Annotated in this window: 13 protein-coding genes; 11 read left to right on the top strand and 2 right to left on the bottom strand. The window is 43.8% G+C overall.

Annotated elements, in window-relative coordinates; all coding sequences use genetic code 11:
* The first annotated feature begins 85 nt into the window (after positions 1 to 85).
* From OQJ75_RS01895 to ggt, 11 genes are all read left to right on the top strand, one after another.
* Positions 86 to 436 carry a hypothetical protein gene (locus OQJ75_RS01895; protein WP_050633475.1) on the top strand — a complete coding sequence of 117 codons (351 nt, stop codon included), beginning with the start codon at positions 86 to 88 and terminating at the stop codon, positions 434 to 436.
* A gap of 12 nt (positions 437 to 448) precedes the next feature.
* A complete protein-coding gene (locus tag OQJ75_RS01890) occupies positions 449 to 1,798 on the top strand; it encodes an HlyD family type I secretion periplasmic adaptor subunit (RefSeq protein ID WP_048611151.1) in 1,350 nt (449 codons plus the stop codon).
* A 3-nt stretch (positions 1,799 to 1,801) separates the two neighbouring features.
* Entirely contained in the window at positions 1,802 to 4,033 is a 2,232-nt protein-coding gene (locus OQJ75_RS01885) for a response regulator (RefSeq protein ID WP_265970785.1), read from the top strand.
* Positions 4,008 to 5,432 (top strand): TolC family protein, encoded by a 1,425-nt coding sequence (locus tag OQJ75_RS01880; RefSeq protein WP_265970786.1) that lies wholly within the window; start codon positions 4,008 to 4,010, stop codon positions 5,430 to 5,432. Before OQJ75_RS01885 ends, OQJ75_RS01880 begins: the two co-directional genes overlap by 26 nt.
* Positions 5,422 to 7,008 carry an ABC transporter transmembrane domain-containing protein gene (locus OQJ75_RS01875; protein ID WP_265970787.1) on the top strand — a complete coding sequence of 529 codons (1,587 nt, stop codon included), beginning with the start codon at positions 5,422 to 5,424 and terminating at the stop codon, positions 7,006 to 7,008. The genes OQJ75_RS01880 and OQJ75_RS01875 overlap by 11 nt, the downstream gene beginning before the upstream one ends.
* A complete protein-coding gene (locus tag OQJ75_RS01870; RefSeq protein ID WP_265970788.1) occupies positions 7,005 to 9,143 on the top strand; it encodes an ATP-binding cassette domain-containing protein in 2,139 nt (712 codons plus the stop codon). Before OQJ75_RS01875 ends, OQJ75_RS01870 begins: the two co-directional genes overlap by 4 nt.
* A 109-nt stretch (positions 9,144 to 9,252) precedes the next feature.
* A complete protein-coding gene (locus OQJ75_RS01865; protein WP_248393224.1) occupies positions 9,253 to 9,627 on the top strand; it encodes a hypothetical protein in 375 nt (124 codons plus the stop codon).
* A gap of 213 nt (positions 9,628 to 9,840) precedes the next feature.
* Positions 9,841 to 13,044, top strand: coding sequence for a response regulator (locus tag OQJ75_RS01860; RefSeq protein WP_265970789.1), 3,204 nt, complete (start codon positions 9,841 to 9,843; stop codon positions 13,042 to 13,044).
* Between the two features lie 9 nt (positions 13,045 to 13,053).
* Positions 13,054 to 13,530, top strand: coding sequence for a hypothetical protein (locus tag OQJ75_RS01855; protein ID WP_265970790.1), 477 nt, complete (start codon positions 13,054 to 13,056; stop codon positions 13,528 to 13,530).
* Between the two features lies 1 nt (position 13,531).
* Positions 13,532 to 14,623 (top strand): sulfate ABC transporter permease, encoded by a 1,092-nt coding sequence (locus OQJ75_RS01850; protein WP_265970792.1) that lies wholly within the window; start codon positions 13,532 to 13,534, stop codon positions 14,621 to 14,623.
* Between the two features lie 260 nt (positions 14,624 to 14,883).
* Positions 14,884 to 16,614: a gamma-glutamyltransferase gene (ggt, locus tag OQJ75_RS01845; RefSeq protein WP_265970793.1), complete on the top strand. Its 1,731-nt coding sequence runs from the start codon at positions 14,884 to 14,886 to the stop codon at positions 16,612 to 16,614.
* A gap of 147 nt (positions 16,615 to 16,761) precedes the next feature.
* Here ggt and OQJ75_RS01840 read toward each other — a convergent pair whose 3' ends face one another.
* Both OQJ75_RS01840 and OQJ75_RS01835 read right to left on the bottom strand, forming a co-directional pair.
* Positions 16,762 to 17,820: a hypothetical protein gene (locus OQJ75_RS01840; protein WP_265970794.1), complete on the bottom strand. Its 1,059-nt coding sequence runs from the start codon at positions 17,818 to 17,820 to the stop codon at positions 16,762 to 16,764.
* 87 nt (positions 17,821 to 17,907) lie between these two features.
* On the bottom strand, positions 17,908 to 19,239 hold the full coding sequence (locus OQJ75_RS01835; protein ID WP_048663474.1) for an anaerobic sulfatase maturase: 1,332 nt from the start codon (positions 19,237 to 19,239) through the stop codon (positions 17,908 to 17,910).
* Positions 19,240 to 19,342: the final 103 nt, after the last annotated feature.

Raw genomic sequence — 19,342 nt, 5'->3', positions numbered from 1 at the left:
TAAAGAGAAAGAATCAAAAAAAATTTGAAAACGGCCTTTAAAGATCCTTAGTTATTGTGATTAAAGCAATTAAGGTAGTGGAGCAATGATAGACATGACGAATTTGTTGCGCTCGGTCGACAACAACCACAAAGGGCTGCAATTGCTATTAGGCGACTTTTACAATGACTTTTCTGACGCAGCCCTAAATATAGAAGAGCTTCATAACAGTAATCGTTTTGATGAACTCAATAGTTACTCAAAAAAGTTGAAGACCATCTTAACGTTGCTTTGCGACCAAGACCTTCCGCCCAAAATGGCCAAATTGGAACACTTGAGTAGACACGAGTTCCCTGCGCCGGAAGATCTAATCGAGGATGTAAAAACTGAATTGCACAACGTCAATCGACAAATCAACCACTTGTTGGATATTAAGGAAGTAATAGATGGCAAGTAACCGAGGTCAGTCATGAGCAATAACCAAATAGAACATCACCTCAGAAAAGCACTTGTTTCCAATAATGAGGCTTCTAAGGTCACAGCTGATGACACTATTGTGCTTGCTAGTGCCATGACCAGCGTTCACAAAACATTGCTCATTATATTCTTGCTCGCTTTGGTCGCTATTGCGGTGGCGTCACAAGCACGTATCGACATTGTTGTTTCTGTACGTGGGGAACTGCTATTGGAATCGGATGTTGAGAAAGTTCAACATTTAGAAGGCGGGATATTAGAAGAATTGTTAGTCAGAAAAGGGGAAGTCGTTTATGAGGGCCAACCTATCGCTCGAATACGCTCACTCGACCGTAACACTCAACTTGATACCGTCAATACTGAAATTATTCAAATAGAGCTCGATAAGATTCGTTATGAAAGCTTACGCGACATGGAAGAACCTAACTTCGATGCCTTTATTGAGGAATACCCTGAGCAGGTTCAGGTCAACATGAATACCTGGAGGCAAGAGTTCTCTAAAAACCGTTCAAATGAAGAGCTCATCACTCACGATATTAAGCACAAAAACTCGTTGATCAGCTCAATGTTAAAGCGCCGAAAAAGTTCAGAGAATCAACTCTCTCTGATACGTAAGCAGCTCAACATCAAAAACACCCTCTATAAAGAAGAGATGGCGTCTTATGTCGACGTTCTTAACATGAAAGTACAAGAGTCGAATATGGTGCGTGAGATTGAGAACCTGGACGAGTCTGTGATGAATGAGCGCTTTCAACTCGACAAACTGGAAAAACAACACCGTGACTTGGTTGAGAACAGGAACTCTGAGTACCAAGCGCAAATCATTCAAGCGAATAAAGACCTCAAGCTGAAGCGAATCTTACAACCACAGCATTCCGACAAGGTTGATCGCCTAGTCGTCTACTCGCCAGTCGATGGTGTGGTCGACAAACTTCACTTCAATTTCCGTTCTGCTGTGATTCCGCCAGGTGAAAGTATCGCCGATATTGCACCAATCAATAACTCCCTTCACGGTGAAGCAAAGATCCCACGTAAAGACATGGGCTTCGTTGAAATTGGTCAGGCAGTGAAAGTCAAAATGGATACCTATAACTTTGCAAAATACGGATTTGTTGAGGGTACCATCGCCTCAATCAGTCGTTCATCATACGAAGAAGAAGACGCTGAATTCTATTTAGCAGAGATTGAAATTGACCGAAACTTTCTTGAACGAGGAGGCACTCAATACAAGTTATCACCTTACATGGAGTTTACCGCCGATGTGAAAACAGGCTCGCGTCGCGTGATCGAATACGCTGCGAAACCTGTGATGTCAGCCATCGAGGATGCTTTCGATGAGAGATAATCAATGAGCGGAAAACCTTCGTACAATATTTCCGTACCCGCTCTACGTCTAAGCATACTATTTAGCGTGGTATTGGCTGCGCTCGCTTTCTATTTATACTTTTCTTGGTCAAAAGTAGACTCAGTCGCACAAGTGCAAAGCGCACCATTGCTCATACAAGCCCAAAAGCTTAATCAGACCATCGAACAAGATATTCAAACTCTGCAGCACTGCTTAAGTACCAACACTTGTGGTACTAACGAATTCAATCTAGTTAACTTGAAGCGTGAAATCGATGAATTTCGTTCTTTAGCCTCGTTGAACAAAACCGAGTTCAGCTTGGTTGGAGCAACTGAATACACGCAACTGGAATTAGCGATTAATCGTTTCTCCGATAGCCCTAAAACACGTAACGACGTATTAGGCTTGTACCTTTCATTGACGAATAACTATCTGCAGATGGATGACAACTATCGCACCATGTTTAACAACCATACGAACGACTTGATGTCTGAGAAAAACGAGTTCTTTATCTGGTTGTTTATAGTAGTCGTGATATTGGCTGTGATTACAATTTTATCCAACTCAGTTGCTATGTTGAAACTGAAGAAATCCAGCTCTAACGAACGCGAAATCGACTATGAATTCGATGCCCTGTATCAAGAGCTGAAGCAGTTAGATTTACAACGTCTTGAAGAGCTTCTTAATGAAGTGAGCATTAATCCCAAACAGCGTCAGATCTACTCTCATCTCAAACTTATCTTCAGTAAATTGGAAGACCAAAAGCGCAATAACGATCTCTACAAACAACTATATGCGCTAATCGGCTATGAGATTCGCGGAATTACAAACACCATCAACGGTGGCGTCCAATATCTTGTTCAAGAAACCGATGAAAATGGCGTATTGATGGCGAAGGATATTACCTCTGCATGTAGTACTTTATCTGAGTTAGCAGAAAACTATAATCGCTTGATTTCACAGGGTACTGAAAGTAAATCGAAAGAATTTTCACTGCTCAACGTATTGTCGGAGTTGATGATTCATATCAGCGCCAAAATTCAGCGAAATGAAGGCGAACTTGACTGCTTTATCTCTGACAACTTACCCAATCGCGTAGAAGGTCAATCCACCAGCTTGTTCTGGATATTGTTCCTGCAGCTATCCAATGCGATTCAACTCAAATCAAATAAGAAACTGTTTGTGACCATTGAATCTGGTGCAGCTTCTGATATGGAAAATACCCGTGTCACCATCAACCTCAACTTCTTATCAACGCTGGATGTCTCTGTTGCCAAGCTCAATAAACTCCATTGGAGCGCACACAAAGACCATACAGCCAACACCGATGACTTAGCAAAAAGCGTTCTGAAAGATTACGGCTATTACGAGAGTCATTGGTTCCAGTCAGGGGCTCAGGAACGTTTTCAGATTGAGCTTGATCTCAAGGCGAAGAATTTCCACACAGAGAAGACTCGCTTCGATGGCAAGCGTTTACTGCTGTGCGCCAATACTCAAGTTCGTATCGATGTGATGAAGAAGATGCTCAGCAATTTGGGGCTAGACATCACCGAGATTCGCACTGCAAATGAGCTTTTCTCAGCGGCGAAAACGTTCGGCGATTACGATGCGATTATGCTGACCGATACCTTTGAACCCAATAAGCTACCGTCGTTGAGTAAAACGGTCAAATCCCAACTTAAGAACCACCCAAATACCAAGTTACTGTTGTCAGTGACCAACACTCAGCAAGCACAAGAGTGTCATAGCTTCGTCGACAAAATCATCAACGCCCCTGCTATCCCTTACGAGTTCATTCCAAACCTACTCACCATTATGGAAGCGGAAGCATCGGAAGAACAGATGGAAAACAGCTCATTCCTTATCGTAGAGGATGACCGAGTTCAACAGATCTTACTGAAACGAATTCTTACCAAGCAAGAGTATGAACCAGACACCGTTGGCGATGGTGCCGATGCAGTGAAGCACTTCATGAATAAACGTTCTGACATCATCTTCATGGACTGCATCATGCCGGGTATGGGCGGCATAGAAGCCACAAAACGTATTCGACAATTTGAACAAGAAAACGAGAAGAACCCTTGCACCATCATAGGTGCAACCGCATTGACCAGCAGTAACGAACACCAGGCTTGTATTGAAGCCGGAATGGATTACGTGATCAGCAAACCTTATAAAAGCGACCAAATCATCAAGGTGATCAACAAGTATGTGGCGGTACAAAAACTTAACTAGCAGCATCATAGCTGCACTCGCATTCAGCACGACACCTTCAGCATCGGCGACTACCCTGCTAGAGGCGGTAGAGCTCGGCCTGCAAAACAGCCTGTCTCTTCGTGCTAGTGATAAGGGCGTGGAAGAAAACGAGTACAACATTGGTATCAGTCGCTCTAAATTTTTGCCGTCACTCAATGGTGCTGCCGATACCACATGGAACGAGAATGAAACCTTACTATCGAGCGTGCCCGATGAAACCTCTAGCTATAACTCAAACAGCTACAGCCTTTCGTTATCCCAATCCATATTCAATCTTGGGGACATATTCAAATATGGGACAGCAAAGCTCGACTTCAATATCGAAGAGATTAAACACGAGAACAAAATCCAAAGCACTATTTCGGAAATCGGGTCTCAATACTTTGAGTATTTGAAAAATAACGCCCAAATTAAAGCGACCAAGGTTGAGCTTAAATCATCTGAAACACGTGAACACCAAATGCGACGCAATGTAGAGCTGGGTAACACCGCGGCCAGTGAACTGTACGAAGTGATTGCTCAAAAGGAAGGTGTGTCGAACCGATTAAGAACCTTGCAGAAAGATCGTCGTGTCATTCTCAACGGGCTCTCTATACAAATTCAATACCCTATCACTCCATCGCAAGACATATACGAAAGCGTGCCTCTAAAAGAGATCAACGAAACCGAGCTACGCACAATTATGGATCAAGCGTTAAAGCTCAATAACGACTTATTGGTGGCAAAGAAAAACGTAGAGAGAAGCCGCAGAAGCTTAAAAGAGAGCGGTTCGAATTTCTTACCGACCGTGTCGCTTTCAGCAAGTTATCGACACGATGACGCCAATAACTACGATAAAACCGATATTACAGCGACAGGTGAAAGTAACTCAACCAGTGTTGGCTTAAACCTCGCGGTGCCTATCTTGTCCGGTGGCTCTGATTACTATGGCTATCAAAAATCATCGACTGCCATCGAACGTACCGAACTGCTTTATCAAGACTCGCTTTATACCACACGTAACAGCGTGAATACCTCAGTGCTCAACATTAACGATTTCTCGCAGTCTATAAGCAGTTACGAAAACATCATTCGCGCCAACTACGCATCTTATAAAGGGATCCAAAGAGCCTACCAATTAGGCACGCGTACCATCACCGACTTGCTGGCGGCGGAAAGTAAACTGTTCAGCGCTTTGAGAGACTATGAAAGCGCACGATACGACTACATCATCGAGACCATCAAGCTTGAGCAAATTAAGGGCATACTCTCAATTCAATCAATAGAGAGCATCATGCAATTGATGAGCGATATTGAGGGACGAGACAATCAAGATTTGGTGCCTAAACACCTTCTCTCAACGGAGTCATTGAGAAAAGGAGGTCGTAATGCAAACTGAGCAATTTTCGCAAAAGATCAACATGGCAGATAAGTGTTATCTGACTTTCTCAACGATAATATCGACCCTGTTTGGCTTGGTACTGCCCTTCTCTATTCTGATCATTTTTGACCGAGTGTTACCCAACCAAGCTCAAGATACTCTGTTCTTATTGTTCGCGATTATCTTGATTTCTATCTTCCTCGACTATCACTTAAAAAATCAGGAAGAGAAGATTTCCTCTGTCATCATGAGGCAGTTTGAGACCAACTTAACCAATAAGGTATTTCAATCCATCTGTTTGGCTGAGATCTCAAAATTCCGCCGCTTAGAACCGGGCGAATACCTAGAACGAATCTCAACCATTCCTGAACTTAAGACCTTCTTTGGCGGGGAGTCGGTTCGAGCGCTTATCAACCTTGCCGTCAGCGTGATCACCATCCTCATCATAGGACTCATCAACATATGGGCTGGCATTACCCTTCTGATTGCCTCTGTCATCTTGGCTATTTTTGCGTGGAGCCTTTCTAAACAAAAGATTGGTAGCTTGCAGAATAAGTCAGACATCGAAGGGTTAACCACCTCCAAAATCATTGAGATCATCTCTAGCCCACTTGATATTAAAGCTCGAAACATGGAGTACCGAGTTGAAAGCCTGATGACACAAATGGTTGAAGAGCGCGAAGTGGAGAACATCAAATATGAGCAGATTGAATCGAACTTCAGCCTAATATTGGCGCTCATCCAACAGCTCTCTATAGCTTGTGTTGTTGTGGTACTGGCAACGGCCGTTATCAATATGGAATCTAGCCAAGGCATCATGGCCGCGATCATCATGCTAACCAACCGTTATTTTGCGCCTTACCAGCAAGTGATGCGTACAGCGAGCCGTTGGGAGTTAAACAAACTCCATATACAACGTATCGCCGAACTGCTTGAGCTGGCGGCTTCGGTTGAACATCAGCATGAGACAACAGAGGTTGAGCGTATTTCGGTTAAGTATTCTGAAAAACAGCGTATCGAGTTCGAACTTGGGCAAGCTTATTTACTTACGGGGAAAAGTGGCTCAGGCAAAACACACCTTGCCAACTGTATTGCCAGGCAAAACAGTGACAGCAAGTTGGACATCATGATTAACGACACGCCTTTGGATGACGTCAATTACAACGTTTGGCGTAACAGTGTTCTGATGGTTGATAAGACCAGTTCGTTCGTAGAAGGGACGATTGTCGATAACCTCACCTGTTTCCGCCCAAGCTTGAATAACACGGCGTTTGCACTGTGTGAAACCATGAACATCAAAGCGCAAATTGATGGGCTTCCTGCCGGTTTTTATACAGAACTCAAAGGCCATATGCGTAACCCATTCTCACGACAAGTTGGCTACGCCCTATTATTAGTTCGTGCCCTGCTCGCCAGTAAGCGTGTATTGATATTCGATGACATCGATTGTGTCTTTGATGAGGAATTTGCGAGAGTCGTTCTCACCAGTACGGCTTATCGTGCCAACGACAAAATCTTGATCATCGCCAGCAATAAAATGGACAAGCTTAACCATCGCCTCAAACGCGTAAAACTTACCGGAGGTGACCAATGAGTATCCTAGTTGACTTCAACAATGTTCCGCAGCGAGTTTTGGACTTTGAAGCAAGTGGTTATGATGAACGTTACGGTCAGTCGCCGCTGATTCGCGGATTAGCTTACACCTTGATAGCATTGGAATGGGAAGGTACGCCCGCAATCCTCAGTGACGCTTTTATTCCTAAACCAAAAGACAGCGACAGTTTTACTGCAACCATCGAGCGTCTTGGGTATCGTTGTGATGTGACCAAGCTAAAGACACTCGAGAATATCGATAAGCACCCTCACCCATGCTTTATTGAAATAGAGAATCTAAGTGCGATTTTCTTAGGCACCAAAGATGGAAAATTGCTGCTGTTTGATTACACGAACAACAACACTATTGAATATCCAATGTGTCAAAAGCCCTGCTTGCTGATCTCTATTAGCGAGTACTCTCGTCTATTCCGCGAACCACCTCCGGAATCGCAAGACAGAAGTAATTGGATTAAATACGCTTTCTATCGTTATAACAATGAGCTAAAGAGCTTAATCATTCTGAGTTTCGTCATCAGTATTCTAGGTGCGTTACAACCCTTCTTTATTATGAGTGTTTATAATTTCGCACTCACTTCGAGTTCTGAGGCGACACTGTATTGGTTAACTCTGTTTGCCATCATTGTCGGCTTCTCTGAATACTTCTTTAAGAAAATGCGGGTCAACATCATTGCCACTTCCGGTAAAGATCTCGCCGTGCACATCTCTCAAGCTGTTATATCTAAGCTACTGTGGCTGCCCTATGCGATGACATCCACGGCCGGGGTCTCTTCTCAGTTAGCGCGTTTGAAAGATATCGATACGTTCCGACGCTTAGTGACTGCAGAATCAACCCTCAGCTATTTTGATATGCCGTTTGTGATCGTATTTATCATCGCCATTGCTCTAATGTCTGGTACAGCTGCATTGGTGGTGATGGGTGGTTTAATACTGATGTTAGTGTTCTGTATTTACTCTCGCTATATCTACTCGCAAGCCACCTCCAAAAGTTCGCGCGCCAATGCGATGGTCTCGTATCAATGGAATGAAATTCTTCGTGGCATCAAGACTATCCAAGGCCTGCCTTTACTTCGTGTCGTTCAATCTCGATTCAGTGCATCGCATATGCAAAGCACCAGCGATGCCGAGAACGTTGCCGTGACTAACAGTAAAATTCAGGCCGCTGGCGGCAGTTTGATACAGGTGATTGGTACTGCAAGCATTGTGACCGCTGTAATCGGTGTAATGGAAGGTACTTCTGATGCTGGTGCGATGCTCGCAACCGTTATTCTGGTATGGAAAGCACTAGGCCCGATAATGGGCATCTATAACTCAATATCTAAGTTTCAATCAATCAAAGCGTCATCGGCACAGATAAACAACTTGATGTCGATGAATGACGACAAGCTGACTCTAGAGAAAAGCCCGCCTATCCGACTATTCCAAGGCAGTATTGTGGGCAGCGGTGTCAGCCACCGATACGCGGGAGCAGCAACCGGCTTAACCAACCTTGGTTTTAAGATACCACCCAGTGCAAAAGTGGTCATTTGTGGCCCAACGGGCTGCGGTAAAACCACCTTAATTTCAATCATTGCTGGGTTAGAAGACCGCTATCAAGGCGCAGTTTCTGTCGATGGTTACAACATTAAACAGTTCAATAGCTACCGTTATCGTACCTCGATTAACTACATCCCTTTTAATTTGCATATTTTTGAAGGCTCACTCGAGACCAACTTTATTCTACATAACGGGCTGATTCCAACAGAGAAGATGCAAGAGATGGTGAGCTTCTTCGAGTTAGATGAATGGCTTCCGGAAGGCTTGGCTACTCAGTTAAGCGTAGATAAATGCAAAAGTCTTCCGAATGGAATTCAACAAAAATTGCGTCTGGCACTTGGCCTAGGTAACTGTGAGCAGTCTCTGATAATCATTGATGAGCCATTCAATGGTGCAGAAAATGAAAATGCGCAGTACTTTAACCGTTTATTCAGCGATAAGTTGTTGAACAAAACAGTCATTTTTTCGACCAACGACCCCGGTTTGATCGCGACTTCTAACATGAGTTTAGTTCTCGAGCCTGATGGGAATTTAAAATATTTTGGCTTAACAGACAAATACTTAAACAGTTTGAGTTAAACACAACGATGCTTATTCACAAATTACTCGTTTAATAAATGGATGTAATTGACAAAAACATAAGTGAGAGAGATGATTCGTTCTAGAACCACTTGTAACAAGGAAGCAAATGTACACATTCGTTGCAGACAAGCTTGATGTAGCCTACTTATCCGCAATTCCTGAAAACCACCAACTTCAGGAGTGCGATGTGCCTGAAGAAGAGATGGAGCTTCGAGAGATCGTTGAGGTTTGGTATGAGTCTGCCTTCCTACCCGCTTTCAATCTTCAGAATATAGACATCGAGAACAAAGCAGAACTCACCGTCGTACAAATGCACGTATTCAGCAATGATACGAGCACGCTCGCCTTCCTACTAAAAAACAGAGTGTATCGCGCTGCACTTAACAGAATGCTCGGTATTTGGACATTGGAACCCTCTGCAAAAACCGTATTAGAGCAGCTTCTTTTCGAATTAAGCCTAGATAAAAAACGCCCACATTAACTTTCTTTTAAGTCATTCATCAATAAGCATCTAAACCAAACCGACCAGCAAACGCTATAAATTACTAATAAAAGAACGGATTTCAAAATAAGCTCTGGAATCACAAGAACTTATACCCCTTCCACACTTACATAAAATTTACCGTTTCAAAGTTTCCATATCTGCATTTTTATTCTACTGTTTTTATATAAAAACAGTTGGATGGATCCTTATATGGCGATTACGGTCTGGAATAACCTTTCAGTCAAACATAAACTCTTTGGCTTAGTTCTACTTCCCATTTCATTATTACTCTTCCTAGCAGGTAGACAGGCTTATATATTAACGACTCAGTTAACCGATTTTGAACGAACCAATCAGTTATCTGTGTATCTTCAAGATATTTCTGTCTTGTATAGAAGTACCTTGGCCTCTAGCCCTGAAGAGTTTGCGACTCAAAGCAATCAAGTAAAGGCAGAACTAAAAAACCTGTCTCCCATCATTTTTTTAGACGCATCTGATGAAATGAATCAACTTGTTGCCGATTTCAGCGAGGCGACCTTATCGACGATGCAAGCCACAGACAGTTACGATAAATTGGATGCCCTTGAATGGCAGAGCGATTTATACAAGCAACTGTTACTTGAAGTAGAGAAGGTCCCTTTTGAAAACACTAAACGTGAAATTCAACAGCACCTCACTGCCCTTCAACAACTTGAGTGGTTGATGTTTTGGTCGAATGAAGAGTTCAAGCTTGGTAGTTCACTGATTGAGATATTCCAAAGCAGCCAAGAGTACGACCCAGAACTCGCAGAACAGATCGAAACCTTGAGTGAAAGACAGCAATTGTTCTTAGAGCGCTTTGTTTCATTGAACGCCAACGAGCATCAAGTGTCTTTGATGGTTGAAGTATTTCGAAATGATGTGTTTGCTCAAAGCCAAGAGATAAGAAGCGCGCTACTCGACCTAAATGCAATCAGCCAACTGACGCCAGAAGAAGTGTCTGTCGGCTTGGAAGCGATGAGCGCACGGCTCAACCTATTACAAAGCCTTGGCGGCGTAATCAAGCAAGAGTTCCAACAAGAAGTTGAGCAAGCTATCTATGACGCGCAAATACAGCGAACCCTGTTTATTTCAATCGTCGCTTTGCTGGCAGCGATTGTTATGGGTTTAACTCTTAGCTTGGCGAGACAAGTCACTAACAACCTGAATTTGGTGTTAGCTTTCTTAAAAAGCGAAAATGATGACACGCGCCCTTCTCTAGATAAATTAATCCAAGGCAAAGATGAACTCAGTCTGTTTGCTCAGCAAGTTGAACGATTGACCATTGAACGAGAGCTCGCGAAAGAGAGATTGACGGTAGCAAAAGAAGACGCAGAGAGAGCCAAAGAGGACGCCGAACACGCGAAAGACCACGCAATACAGGCCAGCAAAGCAAAAAGTAGCTTCTTGGCCAACATGTCTCATGAAATTCGAACCCCGCTCAATGGCGTTATTGGTATTTCGGAAATCCTCGCAGATACGCCGCTGACACCAACACAACGTGACTATGTTGATACGATCGAAACTTCATCCCAACTGCTACTTAGCTTAATCAACGATATCTTAGACTTCTCTAAGATTGAGTCTGGCATGCTATTAATCAGCCCGCACTCTGCATCGATTAGAGAGTCGATATACGACATCGCATCCATTGTTGCACCAAAAGCGAAAGAACAAAGAATATCGATTAACGTTGATATCAGCCCAGATACACCAGCACGCGTTATGATAGACGATCACCGTCTAAGACAAATCTTGATGAACTTTATGTCGAATGCGGTGAAGTTTACTGCAGAAGGTGGCGTCACATTATCAATCCAAACGCTCAACAAAGCAGATAACAATGCCACTATTCGATTTGCTGTACGAGATACGGGTATTGGTATCGATTCACAGCAACAAAAACAAATATTTGAACCCTTCGCTCAAGAAGACGATTCAACCACACGCCAATTTGGTGGTACTGGTCTTGGCCTAGCCATCAGTACACAGTTGGTTGAACTGATGGGTGGTCAAATTCAACTCGACTCAGTTAAAGGTGAAGGGAGTTGTTTCTACTTCGACTTGGAATTGCCTGTTGACTTGATACTGCCAAAACCAAGTGCAGCAACAGCTGATATTTATGTGCTGGGTAACGAAAACATGCTCTCCGAGCGAATTGAGTCCGACCTTAACCTTTATGGTTTGAAGGTTACCGATAAAACGAATGATATAACGGCAATTACAGAGCAGCTCTCCACTCAAAAACACACTAAACCTATCACTGTCGTTTTCGCCGAAGATGACGCATTCCTAGCTAATACCCACGCAGATAACTTAGCTAAGCTGCACCAAAACGGCATCACAATCTGTTTGATACGTTCCTTCTTAAGTGAGCCAGCGGATCTTGGTGACAGCGTTACAGCACAAGTCGCACAGCCCCTACTCGGCTTGCGTTTAATTAAAGCTATTGAGCTTTGTGATACACGAGGTTTGGCGGAACTATCAGAGGCAAGCCAGCCACCAGTCGAGATTCAACACAAAATCCTTATCGTTGAAGACAACAAGATCAACCAAAAGATTGCGGGTCTTCATGTAGGAAAGAGTGGTTTTGAATTCGAGTTTGCGAATAACGGTCAAGAAGCCATTGACATGTTCACCGCTAATCCTCATTACGCGGCGATACTCATGGATTGCATGATGCCTGTTATGGATGGCTTTAATGCGACAAGCAACATCCGAAGAATTGAAAAAGAAACAGAAGCGACGCGACGCATCCCTATCATTGCATTGACCGCCAGTGTCATCGATGACGATATTCAGAAATGTTTCGACGTTGGTATGGATGACTATGTACCAAAGCCATTCAAGTTCGAAATGCTTAAAGAGAAAGTGCTCACCGCGGTCGAAGCTATGCCACTACCAGCTTCCTATAAAGCTCAACCTAAGAAACAACCTGCAACTGTCACTCCGATTATCAACGGGGCTGCGACCAAACGTACTTTGCCTGAAGAAACAGAACAAAACGCAATTCCGAGCAAATCAGAGAAAATATTGCTTGTTGAAGACAATCGGGTGAACCAGAAAGTTGCTTCCGTAATGCTGAAAAAGGCCGGTTATGCCTTTGAAATCGCAGACAACGGACAAATCGCTGTCGATATGTACCAGAACGACAGTAGCTTCGACATTATTTTGATGGATTGCATGATGCCTGTTATGGACGGTTTCACCGCAACTAAGGAGATTCGAGAACACGAGAAAAACCAAGGCTTAAGCAAAACTCCTATTATCGCGTTAACCGCCAGTGTTATCGATGATGATATTCAAAAGTGCTTTGATTCCGGAATGGATGGGTACGTAGCGAAACCCGTAAGAAAAGAAAAGCTGTTCCATCAAATAGAAAGTGCGACTTGTTAGGAGACACCAATGGACTGGATGAAAACAATTAAAACACTCCCACGCAGAGTTGTTTTACCTGCCGTGACGGGTTTGATTGGAAGCTTGCTTCTACTCAGCCCCGCTCATGCCGCAGAAGATTACGCCATATTCTCTTTAGACTCAGGGTTTGAAGAGATATCGATAAACAAAGCGAGAAAGCTATACCGAGGAAAAACCAAGCGCCTCAATGGCAAACGTGTAGAACTATCAGACTGGCCTGAGAACAGCGCCGAGAGAGAACAATTTTATCAGCTTTTACTTGGAAAAAATGCCGCTCAAATGAATGCACATTGGGCTGGATTATCTTTTTCAGGAAAAGCTCGTTATCCAAGAGAAATCAAAACGGCATCAACCGACAGCTTAGTGGACTGGCTTGATGACAAACCAAACCGTATTGGTTACTCCCCACTCTCTTCGGTTCCTCAAAATGCCAACGTTCTCTACGTTATAAGTTCGGAGAAATAATATGAAAAGAATAATTACGTCAGTGTTATGTGCCTCAATGGCCTCTCCGGCTTTTGCGATTATCGAGCTTACAGAAAATTTGTCCTTGAGTGGCTTTGGTTCAACGTCTTGGGCAACATCGGATAATGATAACCCATTAATCATCAACCACGGTTTTACTGATGAGAGCTGTTACGACTGTGATACCACATTTGGTGTTCAACTCGATTACTTCTACAATTCATTCAAAGCTTCCGTGCAAGTGGTCAAACCACCTCAATATGATTGGAGTGAACCGCAGCTAGAGTGGGCTTACCTCGGATACGAATTTAATAACTTTGATGTCAGCGTTGGTCGATTGCGACTGCCACTATTCCTTGCCTCTGAGTACTACTATGTAGGCCAAGCCTATATGACAGCAAGGCCACCGACAGAAGTGTATGACAGCGTTCTCGGAATCACTGCTTTCAACGGCATTAAAGTGAGCTGGACTCACGATGTGAGTGATGAAGCCACGCTATTGCTCTCACCTTTCTTCGGTGTAAAAGACAAAAACGAAGTCGACTTTAATTCGAGTACTGAGTTGGAATTTGAAACCAATCGAATGTTCGGTGCCAACCTTCAATTGAGTGGTGAAAACTATCGTTGGAACTTGTCATTCCTCGACTCCAATTTTGATCAAACCGTTTCTGGCACGATTACAATCCCTGGAACTTCGATGACTGCTCCATTTAGTAGCAAACAAGATAACCAACACATCCAACTTTGGTCACTAGGTGCTGAGTACGAATTAGGTAAAGCGGTACTTACAAGTGAAGGACAGATCAGTGACTTCTCATCCTCGATGTACGCTAGTTTGGGCTATAGGCTAAATTTATTCACTCCATACGTCGTTTACGGAGCAGAGTTTGATTCACACGAACACCTAGCAGGAAACAGTTACCTAATTGGTGTGGATTACGATGTGTTACCAAACGTCTCTATCAATGGTGAAGTGCAGTACTTTGAAGCTCGTAAGACAAATGGTGCCTTCGTTGAAGATTTTAACGCCCAGACAGGCTTTGATGATAAAGATGCCGTGCTTTATACCATCATGTTGAGTTTCGTTTTCTAATCAAGCGAAAAAATCATAGTCATTAGAAATGAAAGCCCAAGCTAATCAAACAGTCTGGGCTTTTTATGTCTTTGAATTGTCATACCTAACAAGCCATTACATTGCTCTGAACTATCCTTAAATTCAGAAACATTTAGGTGATTTGGCGATTAATGTCAGCACCGTCAGCATTGTGCAAGAAGGCTGCAAACTCACGAACTTCACCGCCTTTATTCAGTCAACCTAAGAGCGAATAAACAGATACCTTAAACGGAGAACGCATGCGAATAGCTACTTTATCTTTAAGTTTGGTTTCAGCGGTCGGTTTCGCGGCTGAGCCAAATCCTTTTCCAATTACGCCAGACGAAACTGGCGAAGAGTTTATGGTAAGTGCGACGAATCCATATGTAAGCAGCACTGGGTATTCGATACTCAAAAAAGGCGGTAATGCAGTCGATGCAATGGTGGCGATGCAGATGACAATGTCGGTGGTTGAACCGGATATGACTGGGATCGGCGGTGGTACTTTTGCGCTGTTTTACCAAAAAGACAAAGATCAATTCCTCGCACTTGATGGACGAGATGAAGCCCCTTCAACTGCTACTCCAGACATGTTCATGGAAAATGGAGAAGCGCTAAGTCGAAACGAGATTTTAGGGGCTCGTTCTGTAGCGGTTCCCGGCACACTTCGTTTGCTCTATAGCACTCATCAACAATACGGAAAACTGCCATGGTCTGAGCTTGTTCAACCCGCAATTGAACTGGCAAGCAAGGGCTACGCGATGAATAGCTACACCTACGACATCGTGGTTCGTGAACAAGAAAGGTTGATTGAAGATCCAGAAATAGAAGCCCTGTATTGGAATGACGACCAAATCAAGCCAACCGGCACATTGATGAAGAACCCCAAGCTTGCCGACACTCTGAGCAACATTGCTCAACAAGGCGATAAGTACCTTTATGGTGGCGAGTTTGGTAAGCACATCGTTGAAACGGTTAACAGCCAAATCGACGCCGACTATGCAAAACTCTCTATCGAAGATTTTGAACAGTACCAAGTCAAACAACGTGAGGTTATCGAAAGCGACTACCGAGGCAATAAGATTGTCTCGTTCGGTTATCCAGCCTCTGGTGGTGTGATGGTTGCTCAAAGCCTTGAAATGTTGGAAGCCTATGACTTAGCCGACATGTCTAAAACCGATGTTGAATCCTGGCGCTTGATGACCGAAGTCATGAGAATAGCCAAGGCTGATCGCATCGCTTATGCTGGCGACCCTGATTTCATTGAAGCGCCCGTTGCTGCCCTACTCGACAAATCCTACATCGATGAGCGACGTAAGCTCATTCCAGAGAGTGGCATTGCGAAAACAAATCCGAAAGCAGGCAAGCTATCCGATACTGATTACGCTCAGTATCAAGGTTTTGAGAGCCAAGATACCGGGCACATATCCATTATCGACAAAGACGGTAATGCCATTGCTATGACTAGCACCGTCGGCACAGGCATGGGTTCAGGAGTAATGGTCGATGGTGTAATTCTTAACGCACAAATGGCGAACTTCTCCACCAAACCCACCATAAACGGTAAGCCGACTCAAAATGCCATCGAAGCAGGTAAGCGACCTCGTTCCGCCATCACACCGTTAATGGTTATGGATAAAAAAGACGACCTGCGTTTAGTGGTAGGCTCTCCCGGTAGCTCGCAAATTCCGGGTTACGTGTTGAAAGCCGTGGTAGGTGTTCTTGATTGGGACCTGTCTGCGCAAGAAGCTATTGATCTTCCAAACATTCAATACGGCACCAAGATCGACCGCACCAAACCTTATGACCCAACAGGTTTACTCGTCGAGAAGAAAACTTACGCTGAAATGCTAGTACCAGAGTTCATGCAGCTCGGTTATCCGGTGCATGTCATTCCAGTCGTCAGTGGCTTGAATGCCATTGAAGTCAAAGATGGCAAGATATATGGCGCGACCGACAGACGCCGTGCATCAAGCTCTATGGGTGAATGATAAAACGAAATGGGCAAGTAATAGGCTTGCCCTTATTTTATATTTAATAGCTTGAGCCTTGTCTAAGTGGTTCATGGATGCGAAAAAGCCAGTCGAACGTGTCGACTGGCTTTTCATTACCGGCTTCGCTGTTTACTCATTAGAATATTATGAGCTTGGCGCTACTCGTTTCTCTTTCAACTGCTCAATAACATAGTCAGGAGCCACTTTACCTAGCTCGCTTAAGCAATCATCGGTCTTTTCATTGCCATAGCGGACATAGATATCGCATACCGCGTATAACTGCTCTGGAGACCCCGAAATCAGATACGCTTTTTCGAATGATTTAGTCGATTTATCGATGTCTAACTCTTCTTGTAATACCCCATTGAGGTACCAGTAGTAACTGTTATCTTTCGCTAACTTCGCGGCTACTTCAATCTCATTGGCTGCAGCGCTCTTGTCATCAAGGCGAACTAGAGTCAAAGACTTAGAGTAATGCATTGCTGCGTTATCTGGCACGCTCTTCAAACCACGATCTAACACTTCAACCGCTTGCTGGTCTTTATTCTGTGCACGGAAGTTATCGGCATAGCTCAACCAAACTTGTGGCTCTTTAGGATGAGTTTTAATGAGCTCTAAATAAACTGTTTCGGCCTTGTCCCACTCATTGTACCAACGAAGCACATCAGCAAACAGCAGTTGAAATTTTTCAGATTCTTGCGTTTCCAAGAAGCTAATCAACTCTGTGACTGGTGGTTCAATTTGTGCTTTCTGCTCGTCATTTAACGCATTGAAGTCACGGACTAGGTTTGACGTTGCCGTATGGCGAACCATGGTATCTTTGTCTTTTAGCAGCGGCGATACTAACGCCCAACGATGCTCAAGTTGGTAAGGTTCAGAACCGATAACTGCCGCTTCACGAACTTCAGGGTTTTGATCTTTTAAGCCTCTTGCCACCGCCACCAGCGCATTTTGGCTTGGGTATGAAGCAAGCTCTTGCAGTGCACCAGTACGGTTTTCAACAGATTGATTCTGATCTTGTGCCATGTAAGACAATTGCTGAATACGGGTTTGAGTGTCCGTCATTTCAAGCACTTGATTGATATTTTGTGCTGGCGCATCAACGGTTTGTTGAACGCTATTGGCCGCTATCGCTGACGTTGATAGCAATGCGGACGTTGAAATAAATAAAGCAACCGCTGTCGCTAAACTCTTCTTGATCATAGTATTACCTTAAGCTGGAGAACTTAGCCTTTCCCTAGACTCATATCTGATTAAATTTCGTTAGGATCGATAGACCTAGACACTGAGTTAAAACTTAGTCTCAAATGTTGTTTGTTTTGCCAGTTCTGCGCGACGCGCCATCATCACAGAATCACTGTACTTACCATGAGCGACAGGGTGTCTCATCGCACGCGCGATATACGCCATCGATTTATCAACATGAGAGAAGAACTTGTGCCAGCCCGCGCATAAATAGTTCAAGCCCGGCTCACCCGCACGAGTTTTGATAAAGCGATTTTTCGGACACTCGCCATGACAAGCAAATTTGTAGTCACATTGTTGACATTGGCTCGTCAGCGTACGTGATTTAGCGAAACCAAATTTCTGTTGTGGTGCACTGTATGCTAAGTCATCAAGCTTCTCGTGGTGGATGTTGCCAATTTTATATTCAGGGTAAACATAGTGGTCACAAGAGAACACATCGCCGTTTGGCTCCATCGCTAAGCCTTTACCGCAGATCTCATTCAGGGTGCAAAGCGGGTTTGGGCGACCAATCCACGTTTCTAAGCTCGCTTCGAAATATTGAACAAACACTTTACCGATATCGTGCTTCGCCCACTCATCAAACACAGCGATCAGGAAGTTGCCCCACGCTAAGTCCGATACACACCATGATTCCATGATCGAATCCTTGTGACCTGGAATTAGACGTTTGTCACCTTGTTTGAGTTGCTCACTCACTTGAGACGTTTGCGGTGCAACCGTTCTAAAGGTTTTTTGTTCTACGATAGGAATAAACTGCATTTGTGGAGACTTCACCACATCACGTAGGAAACGATACACTTCGAGTGCATTTTGACTGGTCAGGTTATTCACACAGGTAAGCGTGGCGAATTTGACTTGGTGCTTGTGCAGCAACTCTACAGCAGCCATCACTTGTTTGAATGTGCCACGACCCGCTCGGTTGGTACGGTAAGCGTTGTGCAGCATTTCAGGGCCATCAATACTTAAACCGATTAGGAAGTTGTTCTTAGCTAAGAATCGACCCCAATCGTCATTCAATAATGTGCCATTAGTTTGTAGGTCATTTGAAATTAACACACCTTCGGGTTGATACTTTTTCTGTAGCTCAACCACACGCTCAAAATAAGCCAAACCTAACATGGTCGGTTCACCACCTTGCCATGAGAAGATGATTTCTGGCGTATTTTGACCTTCGATATATTGTCTGATGTAAGTCTCTAGCGTCTCATCATCCATTCTTGGAGAACTGCCTTTCTTGTACTCCAACAAATCTTGCTTACTTAGGTAATAACAATATTTACAGTCAATGTTGCACGCTGCGCCAATCGGCTTAGCCATAACATGCAGGCGCTTAGACGCTTTACCGTTATATTGTGGACCTTGAGTAATGTGCATGATTTACCTACCTATCTTAGTGTCTTGTTCCCATCATAATTCCGAATTAAGTCAGTGGCATGTTATACCCTTTATAACCAATAGGAATGACCAAAAACGTTAG

The sequence above is a fragment of the Vibrio sp. 14G-20 genome (genome assembly GCF_026241515.1).
In the GTDB taxonomy this organism is placed as follows: domain Bacteria; phylum Pseudomonadota; class Gammaproteobacteria; order Enterobacterales; family Vibrionaceae; genus Vibrio.
The sequence above is the reverse complement of the archived record's forward strand: the minus strand, read 5'-3'. Positions and strand labels throughout refer to the sequence as shown.

Bases quoted from the DNA above. Each gene is read 5' to 3' on its own strand.
- OQJ75_RS01855 (WP_265970790.1), top strand. From the start codon at position 13,054: ATGGACTGGATGAAAACAATTAAAACACTCCCACGCAGAGTTGTTTTA.
- OQJ75_RS01870 (WP_265970788.1), top strand. From the start codon at position 7,005: ATGAGTATCCTAGTTGACTTCAACAATGTTCCGCAGCGAGTTTTGGAC.
- OQJ75_RS01835 (WP_048663474.1), bottom strand. From the start codon at position 19,239: ATGCACATTACTCAAGGTCCACAATATAACGGTAAAGCGTCTAAGCGC.
- OQJ75_RS01860 (WP_265970789.1), top strand. From the start codon at position 9,841: ATGGCGATTACGGTCTGGAATAACCTTTCAGTCAAACATAAACTCTTT.
- ggt (WP_265970793.1), top strand. From the start codon at position 14,884: ATGCGAATAGCTACTTTATCTTTAAGTTTGGTTTCAGCGGTCGGTTTC.
- OQJ75_RS01840 (WP_265970794.1), bottom strand. From the start codon at position 17,820: ATGATCAAGAAGAGTTTAGCGACAGCGGTTGCTTTATTTATTTCAACG.
- OQJ75_RS01865 (WP_248393224.1), top strand. From the start codon at position 9,253: ATGTACACATTCGTTGCAGACAAGCTTGATGTAGCCTACTTATCCGCA.
- OQJ75_RS01895 (WP_050633475.1), top strand. From the start codon at position 86: ATGATAGACATGACGAATTTGTTGCGCTCGGTCGACAACAACCACAAA.
- OQJ75_RS01880 (WP_265970786.1), top strand. From the start codon at position 4,008: ATGTGGCGGTACAAAAACTTAACTAGCAGCATCATAGCTGCACTCGCA.
- OQJ75_RS01885 (WP_265970785.1), top strand. From the start codon at position 1,802: ATGAGCGGAAAACCTTCGTACAATATTTCCGTACCCGCTCTACGTCTA.
- OQJ75_RS01850 (WP_265970792.1), top strand. From the start codon at position 13,532: ATGAAAAGAATAATTACGTCAGTGTTATGTGCCTCAATGGCCTCTCCG.
- OQJ75_RS01875 (WP_265970787.1), top strand. From the start codon at position 5,422: ATGCAAACTGAGCAATTTTCGCAAAAGATCAACATGGCAGATAAGTGT.
- OQJ75_RS01890 (WP_048611151.1), top strand. From the start codon at position 449: ATGAGCAATAACCAAATAGAACATCACCTCAGAAAAGCACTTGTTTCC.